General features: G+C 69.5%; 20 protein-coding genes. 3 read left to right on the top strand and 17 right to left on the bottom strand.

The genetic code is table 11. The features are described from left to right. Positions 1–29 precede the first annotated feature (29 nt). Positions 30–1289 carry a lytic murein transglycosylase gene (locus ACK4SE_RS00150; RefSeq protein ID WP_409686978.1) on the top strand — a complete coding sequence of 420 codons (1260 nt, stop codon included), beginning with the start codon at positions 30–32 and terminating at the stop codon, positions 1287–1289. Between the two features lie 43 nt (positions 1290–1332). Then, the gene (locus ACK4SE_RS00145; protein ID WP_409686975.1) at positions 1333–2439 is read left to right on the top strand and encodes a hypothetical protein; all 1107 of its coding nucleotides are present in this window, start codon (positions 1333–1335) and stop codon (positions 2437–2439) included. Positions 2440–2659: 220 nt separating this feature from the next. Here the strand turns inward: ACK4SE_RS00145 and leuB are convergent, their stop codons facing one another. The 14 genes from leuB to ACK4SE_RS00075 form a co-directional block, all read right to left on the bottom strand. Then, positions 2660–3760, bottom strand: a complete 1101-nt coding sequence (leuB, locus tag ACK4SE_RS00140; protein ID WP_409686972.1) for a 3-isopropylmalate dehydrogenase — start codon at positions 3758–3760, stop codon at positions 2660–2662. Further along, on the bottom strand, positions 3760–4347 hold the full coding sequence (gene leuD / locus ACK4SE_RS00135; protein WP_409687853.1) for a 3-isopropylmalate dehydratase small subunit: 588 nt from the start codon (positions 4345–4347) through the stop codon (positions 3760–3762). Before leuD ends, leuB begins: the two co-directional genes overlap by 1 nt. Then, positions 4347–5801, bottom strand: a complete 1455-nt coding sequence (gene leuC / locus ACK4SE_RS00130) for a 3-isopropylmalate dehydratase large subunit (RefSeq protein ID WP_409686969.1) — start codon at positions 5799–5801, stop codon at positions 4347–4349. Before leuC ends, leuD begins: the two co-directional genes overlap by 1 nt. 154 nt (positions 5802–5955) lie before the next feature. Next, positions 5956–6915 carry a branched-chain amino acid transaminase gene (locus ACK4SE_RS00125; protein ID WP_409686966.1) on the bottom strand — a complete coding sequence of 320 codons (960 nt, stop codon included), beginning with the start codon at positions 6913–6915 and terminating at the stop codon, positions 5956–5958. Then, complete coding sequence (locus ACK4SE_RS00120; protein ID WP_409686963.1) at positions 6899–8149, bottom strand: 2-isopropylmalate synthase; 1251 nt, start codon at positions 8147–8149, stop codon at positions 6899–6901. Before ACK4SE_RS00120 ends, ACK4SE_RS00125 begins: the two co-directional genes overlap by 17 nt. Then, positions 8149–8400, bottom strand: coding sequence for an ACT domain-containing protein (locus ACK4SE_RS00115; protein WP_409686960.1), 252 nt, complete (start codon positions 8398–8400; stop codon positions 8149–8151). Before ACK4SE_RS00115 ends, ACK4SE_RS00120 begins: the two co-directional genes overlap by 1 nt. Next, the gene (ilvG, locus tag ACK4SE_RS00110; RefSeq protein WP_409686958.1) at positions 8397–10106 is read right to left on the bottom strand and encodes an acetolactate synthase 2 catalytic subunit; all 1710 of its coding nucleotides are present in this window, start codon (positions 10104–10106) and stop codon (positions 8397–8399) included. Before ilvG ends, ACK4SE_RS00115 begins: the two co-directional genes overlap by 4 nt. A 27-nt stretch (positions 10107–10133) precedes the next feature. After that, positions 10134–11147, bottom strand: a complete 1014-nt coding sequence (ilvC, locus tag ACK4SE_RS00105; protein WP_409686955.1) for a ketol-acid reductoisomerase — start codon at positions 11145–11147, stop codon at positions 10134–10136. Next, a complete protein-coding gene (locus ACK4SE_RS00100) occupies positions 11147–12904 on the bottom strand; it encodes a dihydroxy-acid dehydratase (protein ID WP_409686952.1) in 1758 nt (585 codons plus the stop codon). The genes ilvC and ACK4SE_RS00100 overlap by 1 nt, the downstream gene beginning before the upstream one ends. Positions 12905–13281: 377 nt before the next feature. Continuing rightward, positions 13282–14229, bottom strand: coding sequence for an SMP-30/gluconolactonase/LRE family protein (locus tag ACK4SE_RS00095; RefSeq protein WP_409686949.1), 948 nt, complete (start codon positions 14227–14229; stop codon positions 13282–13284). Between the two features lie 101 nt (positions 14230–14330). Beyond that, the gene (locus ACK4SE_RS00090) at positions 14331–15431 is read right to left on the bottom strand and encodes a Gfo/Idh/MocA family protein (RefSeq protein WP_409686946.1); all 1101 of its coding nucleotides are present in this window, start codon (positions 15429–15431) and stop codon (positions 14331–14333) included. A gap of 23 nt (positions 15432–15454) precedes the next feature. Then, positions 15455–18070, bottom strand: coding sequence for a glucokinase (locus tag ACK4SE_RS00085; RefSeq protein ID WP_409686943.1), 2616 nt, complete (start codon positions 18068–18070; stop codon positions 15455–15457). An 86-nt stretch (positions 18071–18156) separates the two neighbouring features. Then, entirely contained in the window at positions 18157–19614 is a 1458-nt protein-coding gene (locus tag ACK4SE_RS00080) for an ABC transporter permease (RefSeq protein ID WP_409686940.1), read from the bottom strand. After that, on the bottom strand, positions 19611–20549 hold the full coding sequence (locus ACK4SE_RS00075) for an ABC transporter ATP-binding protein (protein WP_409686937.1): 939 nt from the start codon (positions 20547–20549) through the stop codon (positions 19611–19613). Before ACK4SE_RS00075 ends, ACK4SE_RS00080 begins: the two co-directional genes overlap by 4 nt. A gap of 121 nt (positions 20550–20670) precedes the next feature. Here ACK4SE_RS00075 and ACK4SE_RS00070 point away from each other — a divergent pair, with 121 nt between their 5' ends. Then, positions 20671–21060: a hypothetical protein gene (locus ACK4SE_RS00070; protein ID WP_409686934.1), complete on the top strand. Its 390-nt coding sequence runs from the start codon at positions 20671–20673 to the stop codon at positions 21058–21060. On the opposite strand, the gene ACK4SE_RS00065 is transcribed toward ACK4SE_RS00070, so the two are convergent. The 3 genes from ACK4SE_RS00065 to serA form a co-directional block, all read right to left on the bottom strand. Continuing rightward, entirely contained in the window at positions 21057–21692 is a 636-nt protein-coding gene (locus tag ACK4SE_RS00065; RefSeq protein WP_409686931.1) for a M23 family metallopeptidase, read from the bottom strand. The two genes, ACK4SE_RS00070 and ACK4SE_RS00065, sit on opposite strands and share 4 nt — an antisense overlap. A gap of 254 nt (positions 21693–21946) precedes the next feature. Continuing rightward, positions 21947–23764: an autotransporter domain-containing protein gene (locus tag ACK4SE_RS00060; protein WP_409686928.1), complete on the bottom strand. Its 1818-nt coding sequence runs from the start codon at positions 23762–23764 to the stop codon at positions 21947–21949. Positions 23765–23852: 88 nt separating this feature from the next. Then, a complete protein-coding gene (gene serA / locus ACK4SE_RS00055; RefSeq protein ID WP_409686925.1) occupies positions 23853–25769 on the bottom strand; it encodes a phosphoglycerate dehydrogenase in 1917 nt (638 codons plus the stop codon). Positions 25770–25787 lie beyond the last annotated feature (18 nt).

Here is a 25787-nt window from a genome sequence, read left to right as displayed (position 1 = left end):
GGCCGCACGCAACGCGGTAGGCTCACACGATGAAAATTCGCCTTGTTCTCATCGGCCTGACCGCAGCCTGCGCGCCCATGATCCCCGAACCGCCGGCGGGGACGGCACAGTCGGCGCAGCCTGCGGCTGCTGCTGCGACCGCCACGGCGGCGGTCCAGCCGGTCCCCTATGAGGATCAGTCCTTCGAAGGCTGGAAACAGGGCTTCCTGGATCGCCACAGCGGGGCCAACCGCGCCGCCTTTGAGCGCGAGCTTGCAGGGCTGTCTCCTGATCCCAGCGTCATTCGTCTGGACGGCAACCAGCCCGAGTTCAGTCGCCCGGTCGGGGCCTATGTCCAGAACGCCGTCAGCGCCCAGCGCATCGCCCAGGGTCGGGACCGCCTGATGTCCGCCCCCCTGGCCGCCGAGCAACGCTACGGCGTGCCGCGCGAGATCCTCGTCGCCATCTGGGCCCAGGAAAGCGCCTTCGGCCAGGTCCAGGGCGACCACGACGTGATCCGCTCCCTGGCCACCTTGGCCCACGACGGCCGCCGTCGCGACTGGGCCGAGGGCCAGCTCAAGGAAGCCCTGACCATCATCGTCGAGGGCCGCGCCCCCCGCTCGCGCCTCAAGGGCTCGTGGGCCGGCGCCATGGGCCAGAGCCAGTTCATGCCCGACAACTACCGCCGCCTGGCCGTGGACGGCGACGGCGACGGCGTCGTGGACATCTGGAACTCCCCCGCCGACGCGCTGACGTCCGCCGCCAACCTGCTGGACAACGCGGGCTGGAAGCGTGGCCAGGGCTGGCACTATGAAGTCACCCTGCCCCCGGGGTTCGATTACGCCCTCGCCGAGGGGGAGCCCCAACCGTGGTCGTACTGGGCCCAGCGCGGCGTGGTTCTGTCGCGCGGCGGCGCGCCCACCACGGCGGAACAGGCCGAGGGCGCGACTATCCTGCTGCCCCAGGGCGCTGCCGGCCCGGCCTTCCTGGCCCTGCCCAACCACTACATCATCCGCCGCTACAACAACTCTGTGGCCTACGCCCTGGCCATCGGCATGACCGCCGACGGCATCGCGGGCCGCCCGGGTCTGGTGGCCGCCTGGCCCGACGAGGCGCCCCTGTCGCGCGACCAGCGTCTGGGCGCCCAGCGCGCCCTTGCCGCCGCCGGATTCGACCCGGGCGGCATCGACGGCGTCGTCGGCTCCGGCACCCGCCGCGCCCTGCGCGGATGGCAGCAGGCCAACGGCCTGACCCCCGACGGCCACCTCACCGCCGCCATCGCCGACCGCCTGATCGCCGAACAGCGATAAGTCGGCTTGCCGGACCGGTCGAATACCGGCACGACCAGCGGCCATGAGCGACCGTTCGATCCGAAATCTGGCCAACCTGCAGGCGTTTGGCTCCACCTCGCGGGTGCTGAACCTGCTCGCGGTCTGGCGCCGTCACGGGGGGACGGACGAATGGCGTGACAAGCCCATGTTCCAGACCCCGGCCCTGAACCGGGGCCTGATCATCAAGCACCGTCTGCGCCGCGACGAGGTGGACCTGTTCCACGGCTATCGGCAGTCGGCCACCAAGATCATCCTGCCCATCGACCTGGACGACCTGCGTCTGGGCGGCCGCTTCATCTTCATCGGCCAGCGAAAGTTCGACCAGGCCCTGCGCGAGTACTTCGGCCTGTCCGTTGACGAACGCGACCTTGAGACCCTGCGCCTGATCGATCAGCTGCCGTCGCTGGACCCGTTCCTTTTGCGCGAACAGATCAAGCGCGGCGGCCTTGATGTGGCGCGCTGCTACTTCGAGCTGACCGAGGGCGACATGAAACGCATGTTCGGCTTCGTGGAAGCCCAGATCGCCCCGCTGGTGGCCATGAGCATGGCGACGGAAACCTCCCCCGGCCAGGCCCGCGCCACCGCCAATCTGGTGTCGAAGATCCTGTCCAACACCGACGGCGCGGCCATGCAGCCCCTGGGCGACACGCTCCAGCTGGCGCCCGAGCAGTACGCCGAGGGCGTGTTCTGCTGGAAAGGTTTCCTCTATTACAAATGGTCCGCCGCCACGGTCCTGAAAGAGGCCCGCGCGGTGGCCGACGCCATAGCCGCAATGCAGCCCGTCGGCCCTCTCGACGCCGAGTCCCGCCTCTACGTCGAACGCGGCCGTCAGGTTCTCCGGCGCAAAATTCTCAAAACCTGCGAGACGGCGATCGAGACCCTGAAGGTCTACGATCGCGCCTACGCCAGCCTGACCCATGACGGCCGCCCCACGGCCTTTCGCGAATTCCTTCTGGACGCGCCCCGCATGTTCACACGCCTGGGCGAACAGGTCGGGGCTGTGCGGCACATCGTCAGCTTCTGGAACTTCCGCTTCGCCCCCGGCGCCCCGCGCGTCTCGGTGGAGGAGTTGATCGACATCTTCATGGATTTCGAGACCAGCCTGGCCACCCGCGAAAGCGCCCCCTGACCCGCTCAAACAGCGAGGCGTTGCGAACAGCGCGTCAGAACTGGGCGTTACGCCCTCAAGCAGCGCGGCGCCGCGCGCCGCGCGTTAGGGCAAGAATAACGAAGCCCCCGCCGGTGGCTCAGGGAACCGGCGAGGGCTTCACCTCACGCATCGGCATTGGGGGCGTCGATGCGCAAGGTTTCCGCGTTCCCGTGGGGCGGGGCGCGAAACCCGAATGGGATCAGGCCCAGTGCATCTGGACCCGGTGGGCGGCGGCCCAGTGGATGGCGCGGATGGCGTCGCAGATGGCTGCGCCCGCAGCGCGGCAGCCCAGCTCCCCGCCCAGATCCGCCGTGACGGCGCCTGCGGCCAGCACCGCCGCCACCGCCGCCTCGATGGCGTCGGCCTCGTCCTCCAGCTTCAGCGAGTGGCGCAACATCAGGGCGGCGGACAGGACCATGCCCACCGGATTGGCCAGATCCTGCCCGGCGATGTCCGGCGCCGAGCCGTGGATGGGCTCGAACAGCCCCGGCCCCTCGGTCCCCAGCGACGCCGACGGCAGCAGGCCGATGGACCCGCCCAGCACCGAGATCTCGTCGGACAGGATGTCGCCGAACATGTTGTCGGTCAGGATCACGTCATACTCGCGCGGCTTCCTGATCAGGTGCATGGCCATGGAGTCCACCAGGGCGTGCTCGAGGGTGATCTCGGGGTACTCCTCGGCGTGGATGCGGGTGACCACCTCGCGCCACAGGCGGCTGGTCTCCATCACGTTGGCCTTGTCCACCGAGGTGACCTTGCCGCGCCGCTGGCGGGCGGTCTGGAAGGCGGCGCGGGCCACCCGTTCGATCTCCTCCACCGAATAGACGCACAGGTCCGAGGCCGAGGTCTCGGTCCGGGTCTTTTCGCCGAAATAGATGCCGCCGGTCAGTTCTCGGAAGACGATCAGATCCACGCCCTCCACGATCTCCTTCTTCAGCGGCGAGCGGTGGGCCATCACCGGCGAGACCTGCAGCGGGCGCAGGTTGGCGTACAGGCCCATGGCCTTGCGGATGGCCAGCAGGCCCTCCTCCGGTCGCCGCTTGCCGCCATCCCATTTGGGGCCGCCCACGGCCCCCAGCAGGACCGCATCGGCGGCGATGCAGGCGTCGCGGGTCGCGTCCGGCAGCGGCTCGCCCGTGGCGTCGATGGCCGCGCCGCCGATCAGGTGCTCCTGATAGTTGAACCGGTGTCCGTAGAAGTCGCCGACGCAGTCGAGCACATCGCGGGCGACGGCGGCGACCTCGGGGCCGACCCCGTCTCCGGGCAGAACGACGATGGTATGGTCCTGAAAGGGGGGCATCACGCGGTTTCCTGTTGTCGGCGTTCAAAGGCTTCGATGTCGGGCAGTCGGGCGGCCAGCCAGCCCATGGCGTCCACCCCGTCCAGAAGGCACTGGCGCGCGAAGGCCTCCACCCGGAAGTGCGTCGGCTCGGCATTGCCCCGGCGGATGGTTTCAGCCTCGAGGTCGATGGTCACCGGCTGGTCCGGATGGGCGGCCAGATCGTCCCACACCGCCTGGCTGACCACGACGGGCAGCAGCCCGTTCTTCAGGGCGTTGGAGGTGAAGATGTCCGCGATCGAGGTCGAGACCACCGCCCGGAAGCCATAGTCCAGCAGGGCCCACGGCGCATGCTCGCGCGACGAGCCGCAGGCGAAATTGTCCCCCGCGATCAGGATGCGGTGTTGTGCCGGATCAATGCGGTTCAGCACCGCCTCCGGCTTGACCGATCCGTCGGATTCATAGCGCCAGTCGTGGAAGGCGTGCGCCCCCAACCCCTCACGCGTCGTGGTGGTCAGGAAGCGGCCGGGAATGATCTGGTCCGTGTCGATGTTGGACTGGCTGAACACGACCGTGCCCGAGGTCAGGGTCTTGAGAGGTTCAGGCATCATGCTTCCCCTACCGGCTCGCGCGCGGCGCTCGTCTGCTTGAGGGGCTCCTCCCCCATGAACACCCGCGGATCGGTCAGCACGCCCATCACAGCGCTGGCAGCGGCCGTCGCCGGACTGGCCAGGATGGTGCGCGCGCCCGGTCCCTGACGGCCCTCGAAATTGCGGTTGGAGGTGGACACCGCCAGCTGGCCCGGCCCCACCATGTCGCCGTTCATGGCCAGACACATGGAGCAGCCCGGGATGCGCCATTCGGCGCCCGCCTCGGTGAACACCGTGTGCAGACCCTCCGCCTCGGCGTCGCGCCGCACCGCCTCGGAGCCCGGCACCACCAGCACCCGCAGCCCCGGCTTGACCCGGCGGCCCTTCAGGACGGCGGCGGCGGCGCGCAGGTCGGGCAGGCGCCCATTGGTGCAGCTGCCGATGAAGACCACGTCCACCGGATATTCGGTGGTCGCCCGCCCGGCCTCGAAGCCCATGTAGGCCAGGGCCTTGCGGTCATTGTCCGATCTCGGCTCCGGCGGGGCCGCCCCGATGGCGACGCCCGCGTCGGGCGTGGTGCCCCAGGTGGCCATGGGCCGGATGGCGTTCCCGTCCAGCCGGACCTCCTTGTCGAACACCGCGCCGGGGTCCGACGCCAGGCCCAGCCAGTCCGTCGCCGCCTGCTCGAACGCCTCGCCCTGCGGGGCATGACGGCGGCCGCGCAGCCAGTCCACCGCCACCTGATCCGGGGCGATCATGCCCGCCCGGGCGCCCGCCTCGATGGACATGTTGCACAGGGTCATGCGCCCTTCCATGTCCAGCGTACGGATCACCTCGCCCGCATATTCGATGACGTAGCCGGTGCCCCCGCCGAACCCCAGGGCGGCGATCACCGCCAAGGCCACGTCCTTGCCCGACACGCCCGGCGTCAGGGTCCCGTCCACGGTCACGCGCAGGGTCTTCGCCTTGCGCTGCAGCAGGCACTGGGTCGCCAGCACATGGCCCACCTCGGAGGTGCCGATGCCGAAGGCCAGCGCCCCGAAGGCGCCGTGGGTGGCGGTGTGGCTGTCGCCGCAGACCACGGTCATGCCCGGCTGTGTCAGGCCCAGCTCGGGCCCCATGACATGCACCACGCCACGCTGGTCAGAATCCCATCCGGCCAGCGACACGCCATGCCGGGCGCAGTTGCGCTCCAGCGTCTCCACCTGCGCCTTGCTGGCGGGGGTGTAGTAGGGCCGCTCTCCGTCCGGCCCCGCCGGCAGGGTCGGGGTCGAGTGGTCAAGGGTGGCGAAGGTGCGGTCGGGGCGACGCACCGTCAGGCCGCGCCGCTCGATCTCGGCGAAGGCCTGCGGGCTGGTCACCTCGTGCACCAGATGCAGGTCCACATACAGCACCGCGGGCGTCTCCGCCGTTTCCGGCGAGACCACGTGCCGGTCCCAGACCTTTTCGTACAGAGTGCGGGGAGCGCTCATGTCTCCTCCCCTGCGCAAGCGGGGGAGGGGGACCACGCGCAGCGTGGTGGAGGGGGCAAGTCCCAAGTGCGGTGGATGCGGGGGGGCCCCCTCCACCGCCGCGGTCCCCCCCCCCATTCCGCTGCGCTTCATGGGGGAGGAGACAGGTTTCAGGTCACGCATACGCCGCCTCCCGCGCTGACGCGGGCGCGCCCTCATAGATGGGCTCCAGCCAGCCGTGGCGGTCCGGCGTGTCGCCGGTGAACAGGCCCCGGAAGGCCGCGTTCAGCGCCCTGGTCACCGGCCCTGGTCCGTTCGAGCGGGTGGCGATCCCGTCCACCGAGCGCACCGGAGTGATCTCGGCCGCCGTGCCGGTCATGAAGATCTCGTCGGCCAGGTACAGCATCTCGCGCGGCAGGCTCTGCTCCACCACCTCCACCCCCTGGTCCCGGGCCAGTTCCAGGACCGTGTCGCGGGTGATGCCCATCAGGATCGAGGACGCCGCCGAGGGCGTCAGGATGCGCCCCTCCCGCACGATGAACAGGTTCTCGCCGGCGCCCTCGGACAGCCGTCCGTCCACGCCCAGCCCGATGCCTTCGCCGAAACCGCCGACCCGCGCCTCGCGCCCGATCAGATAGGACGACAGATAGTTGCCCCCCGCCTTGGCCCCGGTCGGGATGGTGTTGGGCGCCGCCCGCTGCCAGGACGAGACGCAGGCGTCCACGCCCTTCTCCAGCGCCTCGTCGCCCAGATAGGCGCCCCACGGAAAGGCGGCGATGGTCACGTCCACCTGCGGCTTGGCCGGGGTCACCCCCATGCCGCACTCGCCCAGAAAGGCGATGGGCCGCAGATAGGCGCCCTTCAGCCCGTTGGCGCGCACGATGGCCTTGCAGGCGTCGAGCAACTCGTCCTCGGTGTACGGCAGGGCGAAGTGATAGATGCGCGCGCTGTCGAACAGCCGGCGCACATGGTCGGTCAGGCGGAACCCGCGCGGCCCGTCCGGCGTGTCATAGACGCGGATGCCCTCGAACACCGAGGTGCCGTAGTGCAGGGCGTGGCTCATGACATGGACCTTCGCGTCGGCCCAGGGCGTCATCTCGCCGTTCATCCAGATGTAGTCAGCCAGCGGCGGCATAGGCGGGTCTTTCCTGTCGTTCGGCGGCGGCGGCGATGATGGCCGTCAGCTCCGTGTCGTTGATCTCGCCGATCTCGTCGGCGCGGCGCTTGAAGCCGGCGAACACCTCGGCCAGCACGTCCCCGGCCAGGGCGTGGCCCAGCACCTCGGCGCGCTTGGCCACCGCGTGGCGGCCCGAATGCTTGCCCAGCACGAAGGACGAAGCGTCGAAGCCCACGTCCTGGGGCCGCATGATCTCGTAGGTGCGGCTGTCCGCCAGCATGCCGTGCTGGTGGATGCCCGCCTCGTGGGCGAAGGCGTTGACGCCCACCACCGCCTTGTTGCGGGCGATGGCCGTCTCGGTGATCTCGCACAGGATCTTGGAGGCCCGGACCAGATGCGGCGTGTTCGCCCCGGTGGTGACGCCATAACGATCGCCGCGCACCTTCAGGGCCATCACCACCTCCTCGATGGAGGCGTTGCCCGCGCGCTCGCCGATGCCGTTGATCGCACCCTCCACCTGCCGGGCGCCGCCCTCCACCGCCGCCAGCGAGTTGGCCACCGCCATGCCCAGATCGTCGTGGCAGTGGGCCGAAAAGATCACGTCCGGATGGTGCGGCCGGATGCGCGCGTTCAGAAAGCGGTAGCGCTCGCGCACCTCTTCCGGCGTGGCGTAGCCGACGGTGTCGGGCACGTTCAGGGTCTGGGCCCCGGCCCCGGCGGCGGCCTCCATGATCTCGGCCAGGAAAGCCGGCTCGGTGCGGAAGGCGTCCTCGGCCGAGAACTCCACATCGTCGAACAGGCTGGCCGCATAGGCCACCGAACGCACCGCGGCGGCCATCACCTGATCCGTGGTCATCCGCAGCTTGGCGGAGCGGTGGATCGGGCTGGTGCCGATGAACACGTGGCATCGCCGGTGCGCCCTGGGCGCCGTGGACAGGGCGCGGTGGGCCGCATCGATGTCGTTCTCGCTGGCCCGCGCCAGGGAGCAGAACACCGGCCCCTCGATCTCGCCGGCCACGCGGCGCACGGCCTCCTCGTCGCCCGGCGAGGCGGCGGCGAACCCGGCCTCGATCACGTCGACGCCCAGATCGCGCAGCACCCCCGCCATCTTCAGCTTGGCGGCCGACGACATGGAGAAGCCCGGCGCCTGTTCCCCGTCGCGCATGGTAGTGTCGAAGATCAGGACGCGGTTCGGGTCCGTCGCCGCGATCTGGGCCGTGCGCGATACTCGGGAGGGCGTGGGTACAGCCATCACGCGGCCTCCGACTGGATGACGGCAGGCTCGATGCGGCTGACGCCGATCAGGCGGTCGATCTGGCGGCCCAGGATCTGGGTGCAGCGGCCCGCGTCACGGCCCCGCACGGTGATGGCCGCGCGGCGCATGTCGCCCTCGTCGGTCAGGCTGAAGCCGTCGATATGAAAGCCCCGGCGCTCCACCAGGCCGATGAGCCGCTGAAGCGAGCCGTCGGCCCGGTCGATATGGATGTGAATGGTGTCGCTCATTGCGCGCCCTCCATCATTTCAGCGTTTGACTTGCCCGGCGGCACCAGCGGCCAGACGTTTTCCTGGGGATCGATCACCACGTGCATCAGGCACGGTCCGGGCGCGGCCAGCAGGCGCGCGATGCCGTCCGAGACCTCGTCGCGGCGCTCGACCCGGAACGCCTCGACGCCGAAGGCCTGGGACACCGCGACGAAGTCCGGATTGTCGGACAGGTCGATCTCGGAATAGTTCTCGTTGAAGAACAGCGACTGCCACTGGCGCACCAGCCCCAGCGAGGCGTTGTCCAGCAGGACGATCTTCAGATTGATCCCGTAGCGACGCAGGGTCGCCAGTTCCTGGATGTTCATCATGAAGCCGCCGTCCCCGGCGATGGTCACCACCTGGGCGTCCGGGCGCGCCAGCTTGGCGCCCAGCCCGGCGGGCAGGCCGAAGCCCATGGCCCCCAGACCGCCCGAGGTCAGGTGCGCCTCCGGTCGCGAGAAGCGGCAGTGCTGGGCCGCCCACATCTGGTGCTGGCCCACGTCACAGGCGGCGACGAAATCGTCTCCGGCGCGCTCGGACAGCTCCTTCAGCAGGGCCGGCGCATAGACCCCTTCGCCGGGTGCATCATAGCGGGCGGCGTGGCGCTGGGCCCGGGCCATGCAGCGCATGATCCACGGATCGATGGCCAGCGGCCCCGGATCGGTGGCCGCCACCGTCGTCTTCAGGTCGCCGACCACCGCCACGGTCGCCTCGCGCAGCTTGGAGATTTCCGCCGGATCGATGTCGTAGTGGACGATGCGGGCGTGGGGGGCGAACTCGGCCAGCTTGCCTGTGGCGCGGTCGTCGAAGCGGGCGCCCAGAACCACCAGCAGATCGGATTCCTGCACCGCCTCGTTGGCGGCCCGCGTGCCGTGCATGCCGATCATGCCCAGGAAGCCGTGGGCGCCCGTGGGGATCGTGCCCAGGGCGTTCAGGGTGGCCACTGCGGGAATGCCCGTGCGCTCGAAGAAGGCGCGCAGTTCGTCGACCGCCCCGGCGATCTTGACGCCGCCGCCCACGTACAGGACGGGGCGTTCGGCGGCGCGGATGGCGGCCTCGGCTTCGCGGATGGCGGCGTGGTCCGCCGCCTCCACCGGGTCGTTGAAGATCGGCGCGGCAAAGGGCTGGGCGACCTCGGCGAACTGGATGTCCTTGGGCAGGTCGATCAGGACCGGACCCGGCCGGCCCTCCTTCGCCACCCGGAACGCCTCGGCCACCACCGACGGAATGTCGGCGGCGTCGCGCACGATCCAGCTGTGCTTCACGATGGGCAGGGTGCAGCCCAGGATGTCGATCTCCTGGAACGAGTCCGTGCCCATCAGGCCGGTGGCCACATTGCCCGTGATGCAGACCATCGGCACCGAATCCATCATGGCGTTGGCGATGCCGGTGATCAGATTGGTGGCGCCGGGGCCCGAGGTGGCCATGCACACCCCGACCTTGCCCGAAGAGCGGGCATAGGCGTCGGCGGCGAAGGCCGCGCCCTGCTCGTGGCGCACCAGGATGTGGCGCAGGGACGAGCCGGTCAGGGCGTCATAGACCGGCATGATCGCCCCGCCCGGATAGCCGAACAGCACATCCACGCCCATCGCCTCCAGGCTGGAGACGAGCAGGCGCGCGCCCGTCTGCCCAGTGGTCTGGGTCGCGGCGGCGGCGTCGGGCTGTTTCAGGGCGGCGGCGGTCATGGCGATGCTTTCAGCGATCCTCTGGCTTCAGGCCGCTTCGGACTTGGCGGCGTGCAGCCAGGCCATGCGTTCGCGCAGACGGGCGCCGGTCTGTTCGATGGGATGATCGTAGTCGGCCTTCAGCCAGGCCTCGTACTGGCCCTTGCCGGCCTCGTTCTCGGCGATCCACTGGCGGGCGAACTGGCCAGACTGGATGTCCTCCAGGATCTCCTTCATGCGCGCGCGGGTCTCGTCGTTGATCACCCGCGGACCCGAGGCGACCGCGCCGTATTTGGCGGTCTCGGAGATGAACTCGTGCATCTTGGTGACGCCGCCCTCGTAGAACAGGTCCACGATCAGCTTCAGCTCGTGCAGGCATTCGAAATAGGCGATCTCGGGCTGGTAGCCGGCCTCCACCAGGGTGTTGAACCCGGACATGACCAGCTCCTTGGCGCCGCCGCACAGCACGGCCTGTTCGCCGAACAGGTCGGTCTCGGTCTCCTCGCGGAAGCTGGTCTCCAGCAGGCCGCCGGTGGCGCCGCCGATGCCCTTGGCGTAGCCCATGGCCCGGTCCCGCGCCTTGCCCGTGGCGTCCCGCTCGATGGCGAACAGGCTGGGCACGCCGCGGCCGCGCGCATATTCACGCCGGACCAGATCGCCGGGCCCCTTGGGCGCCACCAGGATGACGTCCATGTCCTCGCGCGGCGTGACCCGGTCGTAGATGATCGAGAAGCCGTGGGCGAACAGGATGGCGGCGCCGGGCTTGGCGTTCGGTTCGATGATGTCGCGATAGACCTCGCCCTGGATCATGTCCGGGGTCAGGATGGCGATGATGTCGGCGCCCTTGACCGCCTCGGCAGGCTCGGCGGTCGGCACGCCGTCCGTGGTCGCGTTCTTCCAGCCCTTGCCGCCTTCACGGACGCCGACGATCACGTCGTGGCCGGAGTCCTTCAGGTTCTGGGCATGGGCGCGGCCCTGGCTGCCATAGCCGATGATGGCGATGCGCTGGCCGGCGATGGCGCCGGGCCGGATGTCGTCGTTGGTGTAGATGGTGATAGGCATCAGGCGTCCTCGTGAGCGGTCTGGGTGCTGGCGGCGCGAGGCCGGCCCTGGAAGGAATCGGCGGTGCGCGCCGGCGGCGGATTGGGAATGGTGACCGCGCCCTGCGAGGCGGAGGCCGCCAGCACGGCGTATTTGGCGAACACGCCCACCGGCGCCTCGCGCTCGGGCGTCGAGGGCGGGCGAGCGCTCAGGTCCGCGTCCACGTCGATGCGGCGGTTGGCGACGTCGATGGTGATGCGGTCGCCGTCCCGGACCCGCGCGATGGGTCCGCCCACGGCGGCTTCCGGCGACACATGCCCGGCCACGAAGCCGTAGGACGCGCCCGAGAACCGGCCGTCGGTGATCAGGGCCACGTTCTCGATCTTGCGGCCCTTCAGGGCGGCGGTGACCTGCAGCATCTCGCGCATGCCCGGCCCGCCGCGCGGCCCCTCGTGGCGGATGATGATGACGTCGCCCTCGCCCGCCGCGCCGGACTGGACCGCCTCGAAGGCGTCCTCCTCGCGGTCGAACACCCTGGCGGGTCCCTCGAAGCGATCGACCTTGTGGCCGGTCAGCTTGATGACCGCGCCCTCGGGGGCCAGGTCGCCGTAGATGACCGCATAGCTGCCGCGCGCCATGACCGGACGGTCAAAATCGGTGATGACCTTCTGGCCCGGCGCTTCCTCGGCCTCGGCGGCCTCCTCGAACAGCGAGCGGCCCGAGACGGTCGGCGCGTCGGCGATCTTGCCCGCCCATGCCAGCCGCTGGGCCACCAGCCGCGTGCCGCCGGCCACGAACAGGTGGTGGGCCAGGAACTGCCCACCCGGCTTCAGGTCGCAGATGACCGGGGTGGTCTCACAGGCGAAGTGGCAGTCCTCGACCCCGAACGGCACGCCCGCCTCCGCCGCGATGGCGGTCAGATGCAGCACCGCATTGGTGGATCCGCCCGAGGCCGAGACCGCCACCGCCGCGTTCATCAGCGACCGGGGCGTAATGAACTCCCGCGCGCTGATCCCCTTGACGGTCAGCTCCACCGCCAGACGGCCGCAGCGTTCACCTTGCTCGCCCTTGTCGGGATGGACCGCCGGGACGTCGTTGGCGCCCATGGGCGACAGGCCCATGACGCTCAGGGCCATGGCCATGGTGTTGGCGGTGAACTGGCCGCCACAGGCCCCGGCGCCGGGGCAGGCCGCGACCTCGACCGCCTTCAGCCCGGCGTCGTCCAGCGCACCGGCGCCGTGGGCGCCGATGGCCTCGAAGATTTCCTGGACCGAGATTTCCTTCTCCCCGATCCGGCCCGGCATGATGGTGCCGCCGTAGTAGACCAGGCCGGGAATATCCATGCGCGCCAGGGCCATGGCCGCAGCCGGGATGGTCTTGTCGCAGCCGACGATGCAGACGACCCCGTCCAGCTGATGCCCCTGCACCGCCAGTTCGATGGAGTCGGCCACAACCTCGCGGCTGATCAGCGACGCCTTCATGCCCGGCGTGCCCATGCTGATGCCGTCGGTGACGACGATGGTGTTGAAATCCACCGGCCAGCCGCCCGCCTCGCGGATGCCGCGACGCACGTCGTCGGCCAGCCGGTCCAGATGCATGTTGCACGGCGTCACCGACGACCAGGTGTTGACCACCGCGATCATCGGCCGCTCGAAATCGGCGTCGTCCATGCCGGCGGCCCGCAGATAGCTGCGCGCCGCCGCCCGGTTCGGGCCGCGCGTCACCGCCGCGCTACGGCGGTTGGGCGGGGACGAAGGTGGGGAAGAATTTTGCGTCATCGGTTCCGGTTGATCCGGACCGCCCAAACACGAAAAACCCCGCTTCCGGTGGGAAGCGGGGCTGTGCGAGCGGTCCTGAGGTTTGAGTTCAGGTCGCGTGCAGCCCCGCGCTTCCAAGAAGCACAAGCACCAGTACGGTAATCAGGATAAGGGTTTGCAGGCCGTCAACGGGCGCAGGCGGACGCACGGCGGCGATGGCCGTCTTGGTCTGTCCAGCGATGGGCGCGCGGTTATTCACGTCGTCAGCCTTGGTCTGCGATGACGGCAAGAGACATCAATTCCCTGTGCGGCGCAACAGGCCACAGGCACAATTTTCCAATTAACGCGACGCGATCGCCTTCTGTGGCATTTTTTCACCGCCCCCGACCGGTCAAGCCTCACGCCGGGATCAGCGCCACCCGCGTCAGGCGATCATCGGCCGTCATGAACAGGCTCGCCCCGTCGGGCCCGAAGGCGCAATTGGCTGTCGCCCGCCCCGTCTCGATGACCCCCAGCAGGTCACCCTCGGGCGTCAGCACCAGCACCCCGCCCGGCCCGGTGGTGAAGATGCGTCCCCGGGCGTCCACCTTCAGTCCATCCGGCAGGCCCGGCGCATCCGGTCCCATCAGCGGCGCGGCGTCGAACAGCACGCGCGACGCATGCGCCCCGCCGGCCTCGTCCAGATCGTACGCCATCACCACGGGTCCCTCGGGATCGGACACGGCCACATAGAGCGTGCGGTGGTCCGGGGACAGCGCGACCCCGTTGGGAAAGGTCAGGGCGTCCTCGATCAGGGTCACCGCGCCGCCGGGGGCCAGACGATAGACGCCGTTATGGGCCAGTTCCTTGACAGGGGACTCGTTCATCCCCTCCAGCCCATAGGGCGGATCGGTGAAATAGACCGCGCCGGACCGGTGGATCACCAGATCGTTGGGGCTGTTGAAGCGCCGCCCCTCGAACCGGTCCACGACGATGGTCTTCCGACGCGTGGCCAGATCGACCCGCGACAGAGACCGGTTGCCGTGATCGCACATCAGCAGCGCGCCCGAAGGCTCGATGACCAGGCCGTTGGCGCCGGGTTCGCGCAGGTGCGAACTGTCCTCTCCGTCGAACCCGGAGGGCCGCATGAATTCCGACAGCCCGTCTGTCTCCGACCAGCGCCAGATCACGTTCTGCGGCACGTCGGTGAACAGCAGATAGCCGCCCGCCTCGACCCATACCGGCCCCTCGGCCCAGTCGAACCCCTCGGCCAGCACCTCCACCCGGGCGCCCGGCGCGATGATGGAGTCCATCTCCGGCGACAGACGGCGCACGCCCCCGACCGTCTGGCGTTCAACGTTGGTCATCCGACCGCCTCCACATCCCATGAGGCCGAGAGCGGCGGCCCCCGCCCCGCCCGCGAGAACACCGCGCCGCCCGATCCTCGCGAGACCATCTCGCGGCCCGATCACAGCGCCACCGGCCGGCGCTCGCGGGCGGCCTGATACATGGCGTCAATGATGCGCATGTCCCGCAGGCCCTCCTCGCCCGGCACGATGGGCTCGGCCCCGGTCAGCACGCATTGCGACAGGTGATCCAGCTGGCCCGAGAACTGATTGACCGGCAAGGCCGGGGGCTCATGCTCGCGGGTTTGCCCCTCCAGATGGACGCGCATCCGATGCCCGCCGTAGCCCGTGGCCGGCTCCATATCCAGCCAGCCCGCCGCGCCCACCGCCCGTGATCGCCCGTGGTTCGAACTGTAGGACGACACCCCGTCGGCCACGGCGCCGGACGGAAAGCGCAGCTGGAACAGCAGGGTGTCCTCCACCGCGCGAAACCGCGGGTCTGTCCGATCGGTCTGCTCGAAGGCGGCGACCTCCACCGGCTCCTCGCCCGTCAGGTAGCGGACCGACTGCAGGCTGTAGATGCCGATATCCATCATCGAGCCGCCGCCCGACAGGGCCGGATCCAGCCGCCACTGGGCCGGATCGCCGATGTTGAAGCCGTGCTGTGAGGTCACCAGCCGCAGCGGCCCGAGCTCGCCCGCGCCCGTCATGCGCATGGCTTCGCGGTTATGACTCTCGAACCACGAGCGATAGCCGATCATCAGTTTCACGTTCGCCGCCTGGCAGGCCGCGATCATCTCCGCGGCCTCACCGGCGTTCATGGCCATGGGTTTTTCGCACAGCACATGCTTGCCCGCCGCCGCCGCCCGCAGGGTGTACTCATGATGCAGGGCCACAGGCAGGATCACATAGACGATGTCCACGTCCGGATTGTCGCGGATGCGATCGAAATTGGCGTAGTTATAAATGTTGCGCTCGGGCACGCCGTATTCCGCCGCAATGCGCCGCGCCTTGGCCGGATCGCCGCTGACCAGCGCCGTCAGGCGCGAGTGCCGGCACTCGGCGAAGCGCGGCATGATGACATTGGCGTATCCGCCCAGACCCACGATGGCGTAGCCCAGCTTGCGGGGCTCCTGACCCAACGCGCGGCCGCCCGTCAGCAGGCCGCTGGTCAGGGCGCCCGCCCCGGCAAGGACGGATCGACGGTTCGTGGGCAGGGTCATGGGTTTCTCCTCAACTGGGCAGGTCAGGCCGCATCGGCGCGGGCGTCAGGGTCGGACGATGTCAGGGCGGTCATGGCGTCCACCAGGGCGCCGATCTGCAGGGGCTTGGCCACACACCGGTCCATGCCCGCGCCGAGATACTCCGCCACCTGGTGGGTCATGACATTGGCGGTCAGGGCGATGATGGGCGTGCGCGCCCGGCCCGTCGAGGCCTCGGCGGCCCGGATGGCGCGCGCGGCGCCGGGGCCGTCCATGCGGGGCATCTGCACATCCATCAGGATCAGATCCCAAGGCTCGCGACCCCAGGCCTCCACCGCTTCCAGTCCGTCTTCCACCACGGTCAGATCCACGCCCAGTTGGTGCAGCAGGGTCTTGAGCACCAGCTGGTTGACGGTGTTGTCCTCGGCCGCCAGCACCTTCAGTCCGCGCTCGGTGGTCAGGGGCGCCGGCGCGGGGGCCTCGCCGGGCATCACCACGGCCTCGCCGCGCGGCAGGATCAGGCGCACGGTGAAGACCGTTCCCGTCCCTTCCTCGCTCGACACCACGATGCCGCCGCCCATCAGCTCCGCCAGCTGGCGAGTGATGGCCAGGCCCAGACCCGTGCCGCCATAGCGCCGGGTGGTGGAGGCGTCGGCCTGGACGAATTTGTCGAACAGACCCTTCAGACAAGGATCAGGAATGCCGATGCCGGTGTCTGTCACCGTCAGGGTCAGGGCATCCCCGTCACACGCCGCAGCCACTCGCACCTCGCCCTGTTCGGTGAACTTCAGGGCGTTGGAGATCAGGTTGTAAAGGATCTGGCGCACCCGCGTCGGGTCGCCCCTCCATATACCCAGGGCCTCGGGCGCCACCGTCAGATCGAACGACAGCCCCTTCTTGTTGGCCAGGGCCGTGAAGGTGGACCGGGCGCCCAGCAGCAGCGCTTCCAGATCGAAGTCGGTCTCCTCAAGCTCCAGCTTGCCCGCCTCGATCTTCGACAGATCGAGGATGTCGTTGAGGATGGCCAGCAGGCACTCGCCCGACTGCCGGATCACCCCCAGGCGCTCCGCCTGCACCGGCGACAGGTCGTCCTGCGACATGGCCTGGGTCATCCCCAGCACCCCGTTCAGGGGCGTTCTGATCTCGTGGCTCATGGTGGCGAGGAAGGCCGACTTGGCCTCATTGGCGGCCTCGGCGTCCCTCTTGGCGTCGCGCAGGTCGGCCGCCAGACCCTGAAGTTCCCGAGCCCGCCGCGCCACCACCGTCACGTCCTCTGCCGTGATGATCCACCCGCCGGACGATATGGGCAGGGCCTCGTCCCGCGTGACGCGCCCGCCGAAGCCCTGACGCTCGATGACGAACGGCTCGGCGCTGCGCAGACGGCCCAACGCCGTCTCCACGTCCTCTGCGCGCCATTCGCCCAGCTCAGCCAACGCCCGCAAGCAAGGTTCGATGGAAGCTCCGGGCCGCCTCAAGGCTTCCGGCGCCGCAGACCCGGCCCAGAATCGCTCGTTGGAGGCCACGATGTTCAGATCCGAATCCACCACCAGCAGCCCGCTGGCCACCGCATCCAGCAACGGCTGGCCCAGCCGGCGCACCAGTTTCCGGTCCGTGGGCCGCGAGGGTGGCGGGGGGGCGCCCCGGGGCGGCGACGGCGGGATCAGCATCGGCGCCTCGGCCCGCGCCCGGTCGGTGCTCAGCTTGCGCGCCGCTCCGATCAGCACCGCGCCCGGATTGACCACGGCCCACACCGGCAGACGCGCCACCACGCCGCTCAGGCGGCCCTTGGCCTCGAACCGCTCTCGGAACCGGCTGGCGGCGATCTGGTCCTGCATCTCCACCATGGCGCGGCCGGTCAGGAACACGCCCTGATTGGCTCCAAGCGCCAGCGCCGCAGCCCCGGCGAAATCGCCGAGCACAGCCAGGTACCGGTCCAGCGCCTCGCGGCAACGGGGGTCAGCGCCCGTGCGCGCGTAAAGCGCCACCTCCAGCGGATCCAGCGGCTCGCCCGGCCGGGCGCCTGGCGCGCGCGCCAGCGCCTCATGCAGATTGGCCAGTCCGGGCCACGAGATCAGCCGCTCATAGGATACCCGTCCGAACACCTCGCCCAGCCGGGCCAGCAGTTCGAACTCCTCCGCATTGTCCGGGGCGAAGGCCAGGTGGCCGGCCTCGGTGTCGATCACCCGGCAGCCGTCCGGCCCGATCTCCACCGCCGAAACCCCAAGGCCGAAATCGGCGCTGACCACCGCATAGCGCCCCTCGGCCAACCCACCCACCGGCGCATCCGCCGCTCCGATGGCCAGGGTGTCCCCGGCCTCCAGCCACTGCAGCGACAGCGCCGCCGCCGCCGCATCATTGATCAGCGACAGGGTCTCGAAGCCGAACGCCTCGCAAAGCTCCTGGCGCGTGAAGGACCAGCCCGACTGGGTCACGGTGATCCGCTCGTCGTTCACCGGAGCCGCCACTGCCAGACCCAGACGCGACGGCAGCGGACGGCCCAGCGCCAGCGCATAGGCCCCCAGCAGGCCGCACAGGCTGTCGCCGGGTCTGACGGGAACCTCCCGGTACTGGGACAGGCGGGGGCGATCCCCGGTCGGCTCCATCAGGGCGAACCGGCAGGCTTCAGGACCGACGAAGGCCAGCAGGGCGTGATTGTCCAAGGCGCTCTCCCCAGAGCCTTTTCAGGAATGAGAGCGCTAACAAAGTTAAGGAAGGCCTTTCACCAAACGGCGAAATTCCCCATTTTCTATGCGTCCCGCTTCAGCACCCGCCCCAGGCTTTTCCAGTCCAGCTTGATCCCGGACAGGGCGCCGGCGCGGAAGGCGCGCCCGGCCAGCCAGGTGATCACCACCACCGTCGCCAGCATGCCGGCGATGGTGCCGAGGATCTCGAACAGCGGCGGCCCGGACGGCGCGCGCGCGCTCATCAGGAAGGGGGTGAAGAACGGGATCCAGGACATCACCTTGACCACCGTGGCGTCCGGATTGCGCATGGCGATCTGCATCACCAGCAGCGGAGCGATCAGGATCATCATGATCGGCCCGATCAGGGTCTGGGCCTCGCGGGGCGTCTCGCAGAACGCGCCGATGGCGGCGAAGATGACCGCGTACATGAGATAGCCGCCCGCCAGATAGGCGAACAGATACAGCAGCAGCCCGTCCTTCAGCAGCACCGCCGCCACGTCTCCGCCGATCTGTGGGATCAGGGCCGCGAACCCGGCGACCCCAAGCGCGCCCCAGGCCAGCAGCACCGTGCCGGTCAGGGCCGCGACCCCCAGCACCTTGCCCGCCAGGATTTCGGTGGACGAGGCGGAGGACAGCAGGACCTCCAGCACCTTGTTAGCCTTCTCCTCCATGACGCTGTTCATCAGCATGGAGGCCCCGGTCACCACCAGCGACCAGAGCAGGAACCCCAGGGCGAAGCCGATGATGCCGGGCAGGCTGTCGCGCATGGAGACCTGTCCGCCGCTGGCGCTGGCCGACGAGAACATCTGCACGTCCGGCCGGAAACGGTCGACGTCGCGGATCAGGCCGGGATCGACCCCCGCCGCGGCCAGCGCCTCACGCCGGTTCAACTCGGTCAGCGCTTGGCGTACGGCGTGCTCAACCGTCCGGTCGGTGGCCCGTGCGGCCCAGACCACGGCCGACGGCGCGCCGCCATCCTGACGGCTCAGGATCACCACCGCGTCCAGTTGCTCGCCGTCGTCCAGCAGCCGATCGCCGTTGAACCAGGGCTGCACGCGCTCCCGTGCATCATCAGGTCCGGCCAGTTCCTGCAGATCGCCCGGCGTATCCACCAGCAAGAGGGTTTCACGCGGCGGGCTGTATCCGGCCCCGGCGCGGGGCGCGACCCGGCGCAGTTCGGCCAGACCGGCGTCGGCTCCCTCATCCGCCGCAATGCGCCGCACGGCCTCGGCGCCCTCCAGCCCTGCTTCGCTGACGGCCAGGTTGCGCAGGGCCTCGGCTGTCCGACGCGCGCGCGCCTCGTCCAGGGCCCGGCGCACGCCTTCGCTCAGCGCGCCCGCATCGTCGGAGGGCGCCTCCACCATGGCGACCACGTGCACCGGCTCGGCCCGCTGCATCAGGATCGGGATCGCCCCGCCGAGCACGGCGAAGAACGGCAGCGCCAGCAGCGACAGCCAGAATCCGACGGTGCGCGCATAGGCCAGATACTCGCGGCGGGCGATCAGCAGGGCGCGGGTCATCGGGCCGTCTCCCCGTCCCGGGCCTCGACCCGGTCCGGGTCGGCCCCCGTCAGACTGATGAAGGCGTCGTGCAGGCTGGGTTCGCGCATGCGGAATGTCCTGACGTCCAGCCCCTGAACGAAGGCGGCCTTCAGGGCGTCATGGCCCGAGGCGCCGGGCTTCAGCGCCGCGCGGATGCGCTCGCCATCGATGTCCACCGAAGCCACGCCCGGCAGGGCCGCCACGGCGGCCGCCGCGATGCCGCCTTCCAGCTCCAGAAACCGGGGCGTCGTGGCGCGCGCCTCGTCCACCGTCCCCTCGAACGCCTTGTGCCCGCCGGCGATCAGCACGACCTTGTCGCAAAGCCGCTCGGCGTGCTGCATCACATGGGTCGAGAACAGCACCGTGGCGCCGTTGGACGCGATGTCGCGGATCACCACCTCCAGCCCCTGCTGGTTCACCGGATCAAGGCCCGAAAACGGTTCGTCCAGGATCACAAATTCCGGCTCGTGGGCCAGGGCGGCGATCAACTGGACCTTCTGGGCCATGCCCTTGGACAGGTCCTTCATCTTCTTGTCGGCGGCGGCCCCCAGCCCTTGCGCCTCCAGCATGACCCGCGCGCGTCTGCGGCCCTCGCCCAGCGGCACGCCCTTCAGCCCGGCGAAAAAGGCGATGGCGTCCACCGGCGTCATCTTGCGGTACAGGCCGCGCTCTTCCGGCAAAAAGCCCAGTTGGTCGCGCACCTTGCGGCCGTCATTGGCGCCCAGGATGGTGATGCGTCCTGCCGAGACCGGCGCCAGGCCCAGAATCATGCGGATGGTGGAGGTCTTGCCCGCCCCGTTCGGCCCCAGAAATCCGCAGATTGACCCCTTCTGCACCTCGAAGCTCAGGTCCTGGACAGCCTGAAAGGCGCCGTACCGCTTGCTGACGTTCTCAAGTGCGAGCGCCGGACCCATGCCGCCTCCCCTGTTCGCGAGCCCCATCCCTAGCCCGCTTCCCCTGCGCCCGCCAACCGTGGCCGTTGACGGGACTCTCCCGGCGGCGGATGGTCGTTGGGGGCTTTCAGGGAGACGGGCCGTGCTGCGACGAATTCTGGGGACGCTGGCGGGGGTCGTGCTGGCCATCGTCATCACCAGCCTGTGGGAGATGACGGCCCACTATCTGATGCCACCGCCGCCCATGCGGGCGGCCGTGGCGCCCGGCGCGCCGACCCTGGCTGCGGTCATCCTGGGCTATGGCGTCGCCACCTTCCTCGGCGCCCTGACGGCGGCGCGGCTGGCGCGCGTCGACTGGGCCGCCCTGATCGTGGGCGGGCTCATGGCGCTGTCCGTGATCGCCCTGGTGGTCATGATGCCCCACCCGATCTGGTTCCCGGCGCTGTCGCTGGCCGTGATGGCGGTGGCCACCTTCGGGGCGCGACACCTGAGCGTGGAGACGGGCGTACACGGAGGAACCGCCGCCGCCTAACCCTGCGCGCGGTCGCCCGGGATGCGCACCGCGAACTCGCGGCCCAGATAGTTGGCGGGGTTCAGACGCGCGCCGCCCCGGCGGATTTCGAAATGCAGGTGGGGTCCGGTGGAATAGCCGGTGGAGCCGACCTTGCCGACCACCTGGCCCGCCGCCACCTCGGCCCCGGTCTGCACGTCCACCGCGCTCATGTGGGCGTAGAAGCTGCGCAGGCCATTGGGGTGACGCACCTCCACATAGCGGCCATAGCCCGCGCGGTCATAGCCCACGGCCGTGACCACGCCCTCGGCTGTGGCCAGGATCGGCGTGCCCATAGGAGCGGCGATGTCGACCCCGGCGTGCTGTCGCGCCGTCGGCTCACCGGCCAGACGGCGGGTTCCAAAGCGCGAATTGATGGGATGGGTCTTGATGGGCAGGTCGAAGGCGATGATCCGCACCGGAGGGCCCATGTCCCGGGCCTCGGCGATCACGGGCGGCGCCATGGGGCGCTCCGCCACGGGCTTGTCCACCGCCACGGCCACATGCATGGCCTGGGGCGCGGCCGCCATGGCCATCACGGCGACGGCCGCCAGACCCAGGGTCTGGCCGGAATGGGTGAGGAAAGACCTCGCAGTCGGCAATAGTCGTCGCAAGCGGCGGCTCCGTCGGCAGCGTGACAAGCTTGTCAAAGCTCGATGGGAAGATCGCCGCGACCACGTCCACAAAGGACGCGAACCCCCGGTCAGGGGGTCGGCGACCTGATCGAGGCGGCGTTGTGCGGCGCCGATGGGGCCATTTATGGGCGCCGGGTGCGACAGACCGCCGCAGCGCGGCAACCTTTTGAGATAACGCACAAAAAAGCGGCGGAGAGCGTGAGCCCTCCGCCGCCATGTTGGTCGGTCTCCAATCAGAACGGCAGGCGCAGGGTCACCGCACCCACATGGCTGTCCGCCGCCTCGGCGAAGCGGCCCTGATAGCCGATGTCCAGATTCAGTCGCGCACCCAGTCGGGCATTGACCCCCAGATTGACCATGGCCTGCTCCGACAACGGGTTGTCGATCAGCGTCGACAGCGGCTGGGCCGTGTTGTTGGCCAAAGCCACGGTCACCGGATCGGCGCTGTCGTCCAGCAGGTCACGATAGCCGCCCTCGGCGTAGAAGCCGAAGGCCGGGCCGCCGCCTTCCAGGCGCAGGGCCACCTCGGCGGTGACGCCCTCCACCGTGCGGTCGGCAATGGCGTGGCGGGCGGCAGGGCCCTGCTCCAGATAGCCGTCCACATCCGCGCTGACCCAGGCCAGGGCCGCGCGGGGAGACAGGGCCAACCCGCCCATCTCCAGCCAGGTCCCGGCCTGCACCCGGGCCCCGGTGGTCACCGCCCTCGTCTTGCCCGCGTGGATCACCGGGGTCAGGGCGGTCAAACGCGCGATGTCGTCGAAGCGGGTGCTGGACACCCCGGCCACGCCGTTGACGAACCACGCGTCCGAGCGCCAGCCGGCCCACAGGTCACCGCCCACCGTCTCGATGTCGGCGGCCAGACGCCCGGCGGTCAGATCGCCCTGGTCGATGCCCAGGCCGATGCCGAAGCGCCAGTTGGCCGAGGCCATGTGCTCCAACTGGAAGCGTGCCCCCCAGGTCTCCGTCTCGGCGGCGGCGACTGCGCCGCGGGCGTCGAATTCGGTGCTGTCATAGACCACGCCGCCCGACACCACATTACCCATGGACCAGGCCTCCCGCGACGACAGCCGCGCCGAGCCGTCCTCCATGGCCCGCTCGCGCTGGCGGAAGGCGGTCTCGCCAAACACGGTCGTCTGGGCCCCCGCATCGCCGTAATACATGTAATCCAGCGCCAGATTGGCCAGCGCCCGGTGGCCCGTCGAGGTCGGGTGAACCCCGTCAAAATAGAAATAGCTCTCCGGATTGGCGCACAGGGTCATGGCCGCCTCGTCGAAGCAGGGGTCGGTGGCGTTGGAGACGCCGAACAGGCCCGGATTGGCGGCGAAGTAGTCGGTGGCCGTGAACAGGTCCACCTGGATGATGTTGGCGTTGGGGTTAGCCGCCGCCACCGTCCGAAGCCCCTGCGCCAGCGCCGCATTGAAGGTGTTGGAGCCGATGTCGCCCAGGGTCGAGGCCGGGGCGGTGGAGAAGGCCGGGGTCAGCGACAGGCGCGGCAGGTTGGTGACGAGGATTGTCCCGGCTCCCGCCCCGGCGATGGCGTTCGTCAGGCCTGCCACATCCGTCGCCGCGCCCGTCGCAACGCCGGTCATGTAGGACAGCGGGTTCAGCGCGGGATTGGTCGAGATGGCTTCCGCAGCCTGGAAAATGTTGTTGGCGCCGCCCAGGACGCTAACCAGATCGTTTGACCCGAAAGTCCCGCCGCTCGCCAGATAGGCCTGCAGTTGCACCTGCATGCCCGGCGGGCTCATCGCCGCATCGGTGCGCGCGCCGCCGAAGGCGTAGTTGACGCTGCCCGTGACCGTGCCGAAGCCCGTCGTGTCGAAGCCCAGCAGCTCGGTGAACACGCGCCCGTTCGAGAACCTGCCTTGCCAGTAGATCGGCGCGGGCGGCTGGGTTCCACTGGTGAAGGCGAACAGGTTGCCGTTGTCGCTCAGGCTGTCGCCGAACACCACGAGACGATCATAGGACTGGGCCTGCGCCTGCGACGGCGACAGCATCACGGCGCCCAGGACAACGGCGAGCGCCGCCGCCGAAACGGTTTGACGAGACATGATCTTCCTCCCTTCGACCGTCAGTATGCGGTCGTTTCCGGGAGTGTGCGCCGCTCAGCGGCTGACGCAAGATGCCGCTAGGGAAGGTTCAGTGCAGAATCCGGAACCGAAGGGTGCCCGGAATGGCTTTCAGGTCATCCAGAAGGGCGCGGTCGTAGTCCCGATCCACGTCGGCGATCACATAGCCGGTGCGCTCGTCGGTCTTCAGATGCTGGGCCAGGATGTTCAGCCCCGCGTCCGCCAGCACCCGGTTGATCGCCGCCAGCACGCCCGCCTGATTGCGGTGGATGTGGAGCAGCCGGTGCCCGCCCGTCACCTCGGCCAGCTGGACGTTGGGCAGGTTGACGCTGAACGTCGTGTCGCCCCGGTTCAGATAGCCCAGCACCCGCTCGGCGGCGAAGTCGGCGATGGCCTCCTGCGCCTCCTCGGTCGAGCCGCCGATGTGGGGCGTCAGGATAACGTTCTTCAGGCCTATCAGGGGGCTGTCGAACGGATCGTCATTGGTGCGCGGCTCCTCGGGGAACACGTCCACCGCCGCGCCGGCCACCCGGCCCGAGCCCAGCGCCTGGGCCAGGGCCCCGATGTCCACCACATGGCCCCGCGAAAGGTTCAGCAGCAGGGCGCCCGGCTTCATGCGCGCGAACTGCTGCGGCCCCATCAGATTGGTGTTGGTCAGGCGCCCGTCCACGTGCAGACTGACCACGTCCGCCTCGGCCAGCAGCGCGTCCAGCGACCGCAGCCGTCGCGCATTGCCCAGCGCCAGCCGTTCGACCACGTCAAAGAACACCACCCGCATGCCCAGCGCCTCGGCCAGCACCGACAGCTGCGAGCCGATGGCGCCGTAGCCCACGATGCCCAGGGTCTTTCCGCGCATCTCCCGCGAGCCGGTCGCCGACTTGTTCCACTCGCCCCGGTGCATGGCGGCGGACTTGTCCGCCACGTCGCGCATCAGGGTGACCGTCAGCCCGATGGCCAGCTCCACCACCGAACGGGTGTTGGAATAGGGCGCATTGAACGCCGCCACGCCCCGGTCGGCCGCGGCCTCAAGATCGATCTGGTTGGTGCCGATGCAGAAGGCCGCCACGGCCATCAGCTTGTCCGCCGCCTCCAGCACCCGGGCCGACACATTGGTCTTGGAGCGCACGCCCAGCACGTGGACCCCCTTTATCCGCGCGATCAGCGCATCCTCGTCCAGCGCCCCCTTCAGGGTCTCGACCGAGTATCCCTCCTCCCGGAACCGCTGCACGGCCAGGGGGTGAATGTTCTCCAGCAGCAGGATCTTCATGCGGCTGCGCGGAAACGACCAGCGCCCGCTCAGCCCCTCGGCGTGCAGCACCTCGTCCAGCGAGCGCGCCTCGGCGTCCGCCGCCGCCACCACCGGCTCGCGCCGCACGATTTCCGTGAAGGCGTAGAAGCGGTCCACGACGCCAGCCTGTTTCATCACCGCGTCGTTCCAGCCGTCGCCGATCAGGATCACCGGGCCGGGCAGGTTCAGCCCCTTCAGCGCCTCGGCCTTGCCGCCCTCGCGCGACAGGGGATTGGCCTCGTCCACGCCGGTGACCCGGCCCTCGTCGTCATAGATCAGGTCGTTGGCCAGCACCCGCTCGGGCGCGATGCCCAGTTCCGCAGCCACCGGGGCGATGACCTCGCGGAACCCGCCCGAGACGATGATGATGCGCTCGGCGTTTTCGGCGAAGAAACGCGCGTTGCGCCGCACCGACGGGGTCAGCTCGCCCAGAATACGGTCGGCCAGCGCCTCCACATGACTGCGGCTCAGTTGCAGCAGCTCCAGCCGCCGCTTCAGCGCCTCGCCGAAATCAATGTCCCCGGCCATGGCCTGATCGGTCAGACGCGCCACGCGGGTGCGGATGGCGTCCGCCTCGGCCGACTCGCTCAGCACCATGTCGGCCAGCGCATCCAGCGTCTCCACCTTGACCAGGGTGGAGTCGAAATCCAGCACGACGAAAGGGGCGGCTGCGGAAGCGGAAGACGGCGAAGCGTTCATTCCGTTTCTTTAGCCGCC

Origin of the sequence: Brevundimonas sp. (assembly GCF_046293315.1) — a bacterium.
Lineage (GTDB): Bacteria > Pseudomonadota > Alphaproteobacteria > Caulobacterales > Caulobacteraceae > Brevundimonas.
Note: the sequence above shows the minus strand (reverse complement) of the source record. Positions and strands in the feature narration are given on the sequence as shown.